At 59.4% G+C, this 10,252-nt stretch carries 7 protein-coding genes; 5 read left to right on the forward strand and 2 right to left on the reverse strand.

What is annotated here, in order from left to right; translation table 11 throughout:
• Positions 1–265: 265 nt before the first annotated feature.
• Positions 266–1,642 carry a signal recognition particle protein gene (ffh, locus tag ACRESJ_RS17485; protein ID WP_431759022.1) on the reverse strand — a complete coding sequence of 459 codons (1,377 nt, stop codon included), beginning with the start codon at positions 1,640–1,642 and terminating at the stop codon, positions 266–268.
• 210 nt (positions 1,643–1,852) lie between these two features.
• Here ffh and ACRESJ_RS17490 point away from each other — a divergent pair, with 210 nt between their 5' ends.
• The 5 genes from ACRESJ_RS17490 (at position 1,853) to rlmF (ending at position 9,715) form a co-directional block, all read left to right on the forward strand.
• Positions 1,853–2,665, forward strand: a complete 813-nt coding sequence (locus tag ACRESJ_RS17490) for a cytochrome C assembly family protein (RefSeq protein ID WP_431759023.1) — start codon at positions 1,853–1,855, stop codon at positions 2,663–2,665.
• Positions 2,666–2,677: 12 nt separating this feature from the next.
• Entirely contained in the window at positions 2,678–3,922 is a 1,245-nt protein-coding gene (locus ACRESJ_RS17495; protein ID WP_431759024.1) for an HlyC/CorC family transporter, read from the forward strand.
• Between the two features lie 238 nt (positions 3,923–4,160).
• Positions 4,161–5,477 (forward strand): MFS transporter, encoded by a 1,317-nt coding sequence (locus ACRESJ_RS17500; RefSeq protein ID WP_431759025.1) that lies wholly within the window; start codon positions 4,161–4,163, stop codon positions 5,475–5,477.
• A gap of 237 nt (positions 5,478–5,714) precedes the next feature.
• A complete protein-coding gene (locus ACRESJ_RS17505; RefSeq protein WP_431759026.1) occupies positions 5,715–8,561 on the forward strand; it encodes a valine--tRNA ligase in 2,847 nt (948 codons plus the stop codon).
• A 134-nt stretch (positions 8,562–8,695) separates the two neighbouring features.
• Positions 8,696–9,715, forward strand: a complete 1,020-nt coding sequence (rlmF, locus tag ACRESJ_RS17510) for a 23S rRNA (adenine(1618)-N(6))-methyltransferase RlmF (protein ID WP_431759027.1) — start codon at positions 8,696–8,698, stop codon at positions 9,713–9,715.
• A gap of 167 nt (positions 9,716–9,882) precedes the next feature.
• On the opposite strand, the gene ACRESJ_RS17515 is transcribed toward rlmF, so the two are convergent.
• Positions 9,883–10,164, reverse strand: coding sequence for an HU family DNA-binding protein (locus ACRESJ_RS17515; RefSeq protein ID WP_007905514.1), 282 nt, complete (start codon positions 10,162–10,164; stop codon positions 9,883–9,885).
• Positions 10,165–10,252 lie beyond the last annotated feature (88 nt).

The raw sequence follows: 10,252 nt of genomic DNA on the forward strand, positions 1-10,252 counted from the left end.
ACGGATTGTTAGCATGTGAACATCGTTCCTGTAGTCGGTGCTGCAAATCTAAATGCACAGCGGGCATGGGTGCCCGAAAGGCCGCATATTCTAAGGAATATCCGGACTTTTGCAAATGCCTTTTTCCAGCACCTGTCACAGTGCCATCCAGATTTGCTATAGAGCCGTCGTTAAAAACGGCCGATCAGCTCCCGCCAAGCGCGGGTTTGCTGGAGATCCCGCCTCCTTGCGGGTCTGCGCCGGTGCGACGACCGGCGCGGATTTTTTACATTTTTGGCATGCCGCCGCCGGGTAGCATGCCACCCATGCCGCGCATCATCTTGGCCATTCCGCCTTTCGCGGAGAATTTCTTCATCATCTTCTGCATCTGCTTGTGCTGCTTGATCAAGCGTCCGATGTCCTGCACCTGAGTGCCGGAACCCATGGCGATACGACGCTTGCGCGAACCGCTGATCAGCTCAGGGTCACGGCGCTCGGCCGGGGTCATGGAATTGATGATGGCTTCCATCTGCTTGAATTGCTTCTCCGCCGCGGTTTGGGCATTGCCCATCTGCGCCAGGTTTACGCCGCCCATGTTCGGCAGCTTGTCCATGAGGCCGCCGAGGCCGCCCATGTTCTTCATCTGTTGCAGCTGATCACGGAAGTCTTCGAGGTCGAAGCCCTTGCCCTTCTTCAGCTTCTTGGCCAGTTTGTCGGCCTTGTCCTTGTCGAGGGTCGCTTCAGCCTGCTCGATCAGGCTGAGCACGTCACCCATGCCGAGGATGCGCGACGCGATACGCTCGGGGTGGAACGGGTCGAGCGCTTCGCTCTTCTCGCCCATACCGATGAACTTGATCGGCTTGCCGGTGATGGCGCGTACCGACAACGCGGCCCCCCCACGGGCGTCGCCGTCGACCTTGGTCAGGATCACACCGGTCAGCGGCAATGCGTCGCCGAAGGCCTTGGCCGTGTTGGCGGCGTCCTGACCGGTCATGGCGTCAACCACGAACAGGGTTTCTACCGGATTGATCGCGGCATGCAGCGCCTTGATCTCGCCCATCATCTCTTCATCGATGTGCAGGCGACCGGCGGTATCGACGATGACCACGTCGATGAATTTGAGTTTTGCTTCCTTAATAGCCGCTTGCGCGATCTCGACCGGCTTCTGGCTCAGGTCGGATGGGAAGAAGGTTACGCCGACTTCACCGGCGAGCATTTCCAGTTGCTTGATCGCCGCCGGACGGTATACGTCAGCGGACACGACCATGATCGACTTTTTCTTGCGCTCTTTAAGGAAGCGCGCGAGCTTGCCGGCGGTGGTGGTTTTACCAGCACCCTGCAAGCCGGCCATCAGGATGACCGCTGGCGGCACTGCGCTCAGGTTCAAATCTTCGTTGGCGGCGCCCATCAGGCTTTCAAGCTCGGCCTGGACGATCTTCACGAAGGCCTGGCCCGGCGTCAGGCTGCGCGACACTTCGGTGCCGACAGCGCGTTCCTTGACCGAATTGACGAAGTCCTTCACCACCGGCAGGGCAACGTCGGCTTCGAGCAACGCCATGCGCACTTCGCGCAGGGTTTCTTTGATGTTGTCCTCGGTCAGCTTGGCCTTGCCGGTAACATGGCGCAGCGTCTGCGAGAGACGGTCGGTTAAGTTTTCAAACATTGCGCGATCCTTTCAGGCCCTGTGTAGACCGGGATAATGGCGGCCCGGACCGGACGAAAAACTGTGCTCGGCGAGCCTGCGGCGTGGGCAGGTCGCGGATTATAGCGAAGACTGCGTCTGACGCACACCCGCCATCAGCTTGCCTGGTCTTTCGTGCCGCGTGGGTTCTATGCCAAACTCAGCGCCTTTCGGGCTTGCCTAACAGGACTTATGCTCCCCTTGTCACCCAGTTTGCTTAGCACCCTCGTCGCCGCCTGCCTATATGCCGCTGCGACTTTCTATCAAGGCACTCGTTTGGCCACTTGCGCCAAGGCGAACAAGCGCCTGCTGGTCACTCTCGGCGTGCTCGCCGTGCTGGCCCACAGCGCAAGCCTTGTCGCCCACCTGCTAACGCCGATCGGCCTGGGGCTGGACTTCTTCAGTGCCGCCAGCTTGATTGCCGCTGCGGTCATCGCCCTGACCCTCATCGCCTGCTCACGGATCCCGGTGGAGAACCTGCTGGTCCTGCTGTTCCCGCTCGGGGCCTTGACGGTGCTGCTGGCGCAATTCGCTCCCGCGGGCACGGTGCAGATCATCGACGAAGAGCCGGGCATTCTCGCCCACATCCTGTTGTCGATCCTTGCCTACGGCATGTTCACCATTGCGGTATTCCAGTCGCTGCTGCTGTTGCTGCAGGACCATCAGCTCAAGCACAAGCACCCGTCCGGGTTGATCAAGAACTTCCCGCCGCTGCAAACCATGGAAAGCCTGTTGTTCGGTTTCCTCTGGGCCGGCTGGTCGCTATTGTCGATGTCGCTGATTTCAGGCTGGTTGTTCGTCGAAAACCTGTTCGCCCAGCATTTGGTGCACAAGACCCTGCTTGCTTGCCTGGCCTGGGTGGTCTTCAGCGTGCTGCTCTGGGGTCGCAACCGTCTCGGCTGGCGCGGACACAAGGCCATTCGCTGGACCCTCGCCGGTTTTTGCCTGCTGATGCTGGCCTATTTCGGCAGCAAGCTGGTCCGTGAATACATCCTGCACATCTGACGGGCGGCATTAATGGACGACTTGCCCTTAGGGCCGATGCTCGCTGTAGTGGTCCTGCTGATCTTATGGTCGGGGCTTTTTTCCGCCATTGAAGCCGCGCATCACCATCTGCTGGCCAAGCGCATTGCCTCGCGCTCAAGCGATAAACCGCTGGCCAAACTGAGCTTTCCGATTGAAAGCCTGATCTTCTGCAACACCCTGTGTCGCGCACTGGTGGTGGTCATCTGCACCTTGCTGGCGATATTCACCTGGGCCGAAAACGGTCCGTGGGCGGCTTGCCTGGGTGCAGGGGCCATTCTGCTGGTATTCGCCGACTTTATGCCTCGTGCCCTCGCCGTCCGCCACCCGGACGCAATCCTGGCCCTGGGCAATAGCCTGCTTCGTGTACCGCTGAGAATCCTTTACCCGGCAGCCTGGCTGCTCAATACCATCAGCCAACTGCTGATGCGCCCATTCGCGCGCAAAGTCAAAGTTGTACAACAGAGCGAAGACGACGCTCCGAACGAACGCAACGACGATCACGAACCAGCAGTCCACCGCCCGCATCCGCTACCGGGTATCCATGCGCTGGACAACATCACGGTCAATGACATTCTGGTTCCGCGCAGTGAGGTCGACGGGATCAATCTCGACGACCCGATCGAAGAAATCCTCGAACAATTGCGCAAAAACACGCGTACACGGCTGCCTGTGTTTCACAGCGACATCAATCAGGTCGAAGCGGTGCTCAACACCCGGCAGATCGCTCATTTGCTGCCGGATGGAAAGCTGACCCTGGAAGCCTTGCTGGCCGCCAGTCGCGAACCCTACTTCGTGCCGGAAAGCACCCCGCTGCAATTGCAACTGCTGAACTTCCACAAGCAGCAGCGACGCCTGGGCATGGTGGTCGACGAATACGGCGAAGTGCTCGGTATCGTGACACTGGAAGACATTCTCGAAGAAATCGTCGGCGAATTCGAAAGCCAGCAAAGCCTGGACAACCCGCACATTCATCCGCAGGCCGACGGCCGCCTGGTGGTCGATGGCGCTGCGTCAATTCGCGACCTGAACAAGAGTCTTGGCTGGCACCTGCCAAGCGATGGCCCGAAAACCCTGAATGGCCTTGTGACTGAAGCGTTGGAAACCATTCCCGACAGCGCTGTATGCCTGAAAATCGGCCGCTATCGACTGGAAATCCTGCAGACCGAAGACAATCGTGTTACCCGCGTCTTGATCTGGCACACCGGTCCTGCGCCGGTTGCAGCCACTGCTGGCTAACGTTTTCCTGCCCCTTGTTGAATCGTTAGCCACCTTCCTATAATCGAGGCGCTTACCCAAGCCTCGCCGACCCGTGCTTATCCCGCACTGCGCAAGTTCCGGCCTGTCCATCTGCCGTATCCGCATCACACCGACGACTGTTCCTACCTGGAACAGCGAGCGCGCCTTCACCCACATCCCTGGGTATCGACCATAATAATTCGCTCCACTGGGGCACATGACTGTCAGGGATAAACGCATGACAACCAGCACGACTTATAGCGACTCCACACCTGCGCAACCGACGAACTCCGCCACCCGCGTGGCCACCGCGAGCTTCATCGGCACTGCCATCGAGTTCTACGACTTCTACGTTTACGCCACCGCCGCAGCACTGGTCATCGGCCCGGTATTCTTTCCGCAGACGTCCGGCACGGCGCAGATGCTCTCGGCCTTCCTCACGTTCGGTATTGCATTCCTCGCTCGACCACTGGGCTCGGCGCTGTTCGGCCACTTCGGCGACCGCATCGGACGCAAATCGACGCTGGTGGCCTCGCTGCTGCTGATGGGCGTATGCACCACGTTGATCGGCGTATTGCCCGGGTACGACAGCATCGGGGCCTGGGCGCCGATCCTGCTCTGCGTGCTGCGCTTCGGCCAAGGCCTGGGATTGGGTGGCGAATGGGGCGGTGCAGCCTTGCTCGCCACGGAGAACGCCCCCAAAGGCAAACGCGCCTGGTTCGGCATGTTTCCGCAGCTCGGCCCCTCCATCGGCTTCCTCGCGGCGAACGGTCTTTTCCTGACCTTGGCCATGGCGCTGAACGATGAGCAGTTCCGTTCCTGGGGCTGGCGGATTCCCTTCCTGCTCAGCGCTGCACTGGTGATGGTCGGTCTGTATGTTCGCCTCAAGCTGCATGAGACACCCGTATTCGCCAATGCCGTAGCCCGACAGGAACGGGTAAAGATCCCCTTGGTCGAGCTGTTCAGCCAATACTGGGTTCCCGTTTTGCTGGGTGCTGGCGCGATGGTGGTGTGTTACGCACTGTTTTACATCTCGACCGTATTCTCCCTGAGTTATGGCGTGACCACGCTCGGATACAGCCGTGAAACCTTCCTCGGCCTGCTGTGCTTCGCCGTGCTCTTCATGGCGGCCGCCACGCCGTTGTCGGCATGGGCCAGTGACCGTTACGGGCGCAAGCCGGTGCTGATCATCGGTGGTGTACTGGCAATTCTGTCCGGTTTTCTGATGGAACCGTTGCTGACCCAAGGCTCGACCTGGGGCGTGGCGCTGTTCCTGTGCATCGAACTGTTTCTGATGGGCGTGACCTTCGCACCGATGGGTGCGCTGTTGCCGGAGCTGTTTCCGACCCATGTGCGATACACCGGCGCGTCGGCGGCCTACAACCTGGGCGGGATCGTCGGTGCTTCGGCGGCACCGTTCTTCGCGCAGAAACTGGTGGCGATGGGTGGCTTGAGTTATGTCGGCGGATACGTGTCCGGCGCGGCGGTGCTGAGTTTGATTGCGGTGCTGTGCCTGAAAGAGACGCGGCATAACGATCTGAATCGCATCGACTGATAAATAGCTATCGCGAGCAGGCTCGCTCCCACAGGTTTTGAGTCGTTCCACGATTTTGTGATCGACACGGACGCTGTGGGAGCGGGCTTGCCCCCGATGGCGTCTTTACTGACTAATACACGCCCCCAAAAACACGGTTTTCCCCCGCCCATTGTCACCTCGCTCTACGCGCATCGGAACATCCCCGCTATACTTGCCGGCTTTTCCTGAATAAATGCCAATAGGGTCCCGCCGCGCATGGATAAGACCTACCAGCCGCACGCCATTGAAACCTCCTGGTACAACACCTGGGAGACAGAGAATTACTTCGCCCCGCAAGGCGCGGGCGAGTCCTACACCATCATGATCCCGCCGCCGAACGTCACCGGCAGCCTGCACATGGGTCATGGCTTCAACAACGCGATCATGGACGCCCTGATCCGTTTCCGCCGCATGCAGGGTCGCAACACCCTGTGGCAGCCAGGCACCGACCACGCTGGTATCGCCACGCAGATGCTGGTGGAGCGTCAACTGGAAGCCCAGGGCCAGAATCGCCACGATCTGGGCCGCGACAAATTCCTCGAGAAAGTCTGGGAGTGGAAGGATCAATCCGGTGGCAACATCAGCCGTCAGATCCGCCGCCTCGGCTCGTCCGTGGATTGGAGCCGCGAGCGCTTCACCATGGATGACGGCCTCTCGGAAGCCGTGAAAGAGGCCTTCGTACGCCTGCACGAAGACGGCCTGATCTATCGCGGCAAACGCCTGGTCAACTGGGACACCAAGCTGCACACCGCCATTTCCGACCTCGAAGTGGAAAACCACGACGAGAAAGGTTTCCTGTGGAACCTGAAATACCCGCTGGCCGACGGCGCCAAGACCGCTGAAGGCAACGATTACCTGATCGTCGCGACCACGCGCCCGGAAACCATGCTCGGCGACTCCGCCGTCGCGGTTAACCCGAACGATGAACGCTACAAAGCCCTGATCGGCAAATTTGTCGAGCTGCCGCTGGTCGGCCGCCGCATCCCGATCATCGCTGACGATTACTGCGATCCTGAATTTGGCACCGGTTGCGTGAAAATCACTCCGGCCCACGACTTCAACGACTACGAAGTCGGCAAGCGTCATAACCTGCCGCTGCTGAACATCTTCGACAAGAACGCCGCCGTTCTGCCGGCAGTGCAGGCGTTCAACCTCGACGGCACGCTGAACGAGAGCATCGACGGCAAGATCCCGGCCGAATACGCAGGCCTGGACCGTTTCGAAGCGCGCAAGCAGATCGTTGCCGCCTTCGACGCCGCTGGCCTGCTGGTCAGCGTCGACGATCACAACCTGAAAGTGCCGAAAGGCGACCGTTCGGGCACCGTCATCGAGCCTTGGCTGACCGACCAGTGGTACGTTTCCACCAAACCTTTGGCTGAACCTGCGATTGCCGCCGTTGAAGACGGCCGCATCCAGTTCGTGCCTAAACAGTACGAAAACATGTACTTCTCGTGGATGCGTGACATCCAGGACTGGTGCATCAGCCGTCAGCTGTGGTGGGGCCACCGGATTCCGGCCTGGTACGACGAGTCGGGCAAGGTCTACGTCGGCCGCGACGAAGCCGAAGTGCGTGCCAAGCACAACCTCGGCGCAGACATCGTGCTGCAACAGGACAACGACGTACTCGACACCTGGTTCAGCTCGGGCCTGTGGACATTCTCCACCTTGGGCTGGCCGGAAAAGACCGAGTTCCTGAAGAAATTCCACTCCACCGACGTATTGGTCACTGGCTTCGACATCATTTTCTTCTGGGTCGCCCGGATGATCATGCTGACCATGCACTTGATCAAGAATGAAGACGGCACCCCGCAGGTTCCGTTCAAGACCGTGTACGTGCATGGTCTGGTGCGAGATGGCCAGGGTCAGAAGATGTCCAAGTCCAAGGGTAACGTCCTGGACCCGCTGGACATCATCGACGGCATCGAGCTGGAAACCCTGGTGCAGAAACGTACCTCGGGCCTGATGCAGCCGAAACTGGCGAAGAAGATCGAGAAGGCGACCCGCGACGAGTTCGCTGAAGGTATCGCCAGCTACGGCACCGATGCCTTGCGCTTCACCTTCTGCTCGCTGGCGTCCACCGGTCGCGACATCAAGTTCGACATGGGCCGCGTCGAAGGCTATCGCAACTTCTGCAACAAGATCTGGAACGCCGCTCGCTACGTACTGGACAAGGGCGAAGACTGCGGCCAGAACGGCGAAGCCTACGAGCTGTCGCTGGCGGACCGCTGGATCATTTCGCAGTTGCAACGCACCGAAGCCGAAGTGACCCGTCAACTGGATCAGTTCCGTTTCGACCTGGCTGCACAAGCCTTGTACGAGTTCATCTGGAATCAGTATTGCGACTGGTACCTGGAACTGTCCAAGCCTGTGCTGTGGGACGAAAACGCGCCGGTCGAGCGTCAGCGCGGTACCCGTCGCACCCTGGTGCGCGTACTGGAAGTGGCCCTGCGTCTAGCGCATCCGTTCATGCCGTTCATCACCGAAGAAATCTGGCAGCGCATCGCGCCGCTGGCCGGTATCGAAGGCAAGACGATCATGCTGCAACCTTGGCCGGTGGCCAATGAAACACGCATCGATCAGGCCGCCGAAGACGACATCGAATGGCTCAAGGGCCTGATGCTCGGCACTCGGAACATCCGTGGCGAAATGAACATTGGCCCGGGCAAACCTCTGCCGTTGTTCCTGAAGAACGTCAGTGCCGAAGATCAGCGTCGCCTCACCGAAAACGAAGCGCTGCTGAAGAAGCTGGCACGCCTCGAATCGATCACCGTATTGGCTGCAGGCGAAGAAGCACCTCTGTCGGCGACCGCATTGGTCGGCGAGATGGAAGTGCTGGTGCCGATGGCCGGCCTGATCGACAAAGGGGCTGAGCTGGCGCGTCTGGACAAGGAAATCCAGCGCCTGCAAGGCGAAGTGCAGCGTGTGGGCGGCAAGCTGTCCAACGCCGGTTTCGTTGACAAGGCCCCGGCCGAAGTCATCGAGAAGGAACGCGCCAAACTGGCCGAAGCCGAACAGGCTCTGGGCAAGTTGGCGGAGCAACATGCGCGGATTGCCAGCCTGTAACGGTAGATCGCGATGAAAAAGGGAGGCCAGCGATGGCCTCCCTTTTTTGTGCCCCTCACCTACAGGTTCGGTGTATTGGCCATCAATGTGGGACAATGCCCACCACTTTTGCCATACCCGAATCGACCATAGCCATGACCACCCCTCGCACACCCAAACCTGCGCGCAAAAAGCCTGACCCGAAGGCCCCGGCCAAAGCCGTGGAACCTCGTGAAAAGGCCAGCCTGCATCCGCGCAACCGCCACCAAGGTCGTTACGACTTCCCGGCGCTGATCAAGAGCACGCCGGAACTGGCGAAGTTCGTGATCATCAATCCGTACGGCAAGGAAAGCATCGACTTCGCCAGCCCGGACGCGGTACGCGTGTTCAATCGGGCGCTGCTCAAGGCGTTCTATGGCATTGCTCATTGGGACATTCCGGCGGATTACCTCTGCCCACCGGTTCCGGGCCGTGTCGATTATGTGCATTTCCTGGCTGACCTGCTGGCCAGCGTCAACGATGGCAAAATCCCGCGTGGTGCATCGGTCAATGTCCTGGACATCGGTATGGGTGCCAACTGCGTCTATCCGCTGATCGGTCACAGCGACTACCGCTGGCACTTCCTCGGCTCGGAAATCGATCCGACGGCCGTTGCCTCCGCCAAAGCCATCGTTCAGTCCAACGGCCTGAACAAGGCCATCCAGTTGCGCCAACAAACCAATCCCAAGCACATCCTGCTCGGCTTGCTGGAACCTGGCGAACGCTTTGACCTGACCATGTGCAACCCGCCGTTCCACTCCTCGATGGCCGAAGCGACCAAGGGCAGCGAGCGCAAATGGCGTGCACTGGGCCGCGCCGATCCAAAACGCAAACTGCCGGTGCTGAACTTCGGCGGGCAGTCGGCCGAATTATGGTGTGAAGGTGGCGAAGCGCGTTTCGTGACGCAATTGATCGCTGAGAGCGCGAATTTCCAACACAAAGTGCTGTGGTTCAGCACTCTGGTCTCGAAAGCCTCGAATCTGCCAGCCATCGAGACGGCACTGCATAAAGCCGGCGCACTGGAGAGTCAGGTAGTGGAGATGTCTCAGGGACAAAAGCAAAGCCGCTTCGTCGCCTGGACCTTTCAAACCAAATCCGAGCAGCAGATCTGGCGTCGCGAGCGTTGGGCACGCTAACGCTGAGTCACTTCGCGGCGTCTGTGTAGGCGCTGCGGCACGCTGCGATCTTTTGATGTTGATTGTAAAAAGATCGCAGCCTCGTTTTACTCGACAGCTCCTACATTTACAGACACAAAAAAACCGTGCCCGGATTGCTCCGGTGCACGGTTTTTTTTTAACAAGTCTTACTTGTTAACAGCGTCGGTCAGGCCTTTGGCCACAACCAGCTTGATCACTTTCTTGGCAGCGATTTCGATGGCAGCGCCAGTCGAAGGGTTGCGGCCAGTACGGGCAGGACGCTCAGTCACTTTCAGTTTGCCGATACCTGGCAGAGTGATTTCGCCGCCGTTTTCCAGCTGATCAGCAACGATTTGGCCCAGTTGGTCCAGAGCGTTACGCGCGGTGGTTTTCGGCGCGTCGATAGCTTCAGCGATGTCGGCGATCAGTTGGTCTTTAGTAAGAGCCATTTAGTGTTCCTTCCCTATCAAATTCATATGGATTGCAGAGTGCAATGTCAGCCATCGAGCCCGATCTTCTGGATCTGGCACCCTCGGC

Origin of the sequence: Pseudomonas sp. (genome assembly GCF_050739655.1) — a bacterium.
Classification (GTDB): Bacteria; Pseudomonadota; Gammaproteobacteria; order Pseudomonadales; family Pseudomonadaceae; genus Aquipseudomonas.

Coding starts and splice junctions, on each gene's coding strand:
- ffh (WP_431759022.1), bottom strand. CDS start 1,642: ATGTTTGAAAACTTAACCGACCGTCTCTCGCAGACGCTGCGCCATGTT.
- ACRESJ_RS17490 (WP_431759023.1), top strand. CDS start 1,853: ATGCTCCCCTTGTCACCCAGTTTGCTTAGCACCCTCGTCGCCGCCTGC.
- ACRESJ_RS17495 (WP_431759024.1), top strand. CDS start 2,678: ATGGACGACTTGCCCTTAGGGCCGATGCTCGCTGTAGTGGTCCTGCTG.
- ACRESJ_RS17500 (WP_431759025.1), top strand. CDS start 4,161: ATGACAACCAGCACGACTTATAGCGACTCCACACCTGCGCAACCGACG.
- ACRESJ_RS17505 (WP_431759026.1), top strand. CDS start 5,715: ATGGATAAGACCTACCAGCCGCACGCCATTGAAACCTCCTGGTACAAC.
- rlmF (WP_431759027.1), top strand. CDS start 8,696: ATGACCACCCCTCGCACACCCAAACCTGCGCGCAAAAAGCCTGACCCG.
- ACRESJ_RS17515 (WP_007905514.1), bottom strand. CDS start 10,164: ATGGCTCTTACTAAAGACCAACTGATCGCCGACATCGCTGAAGCTATC.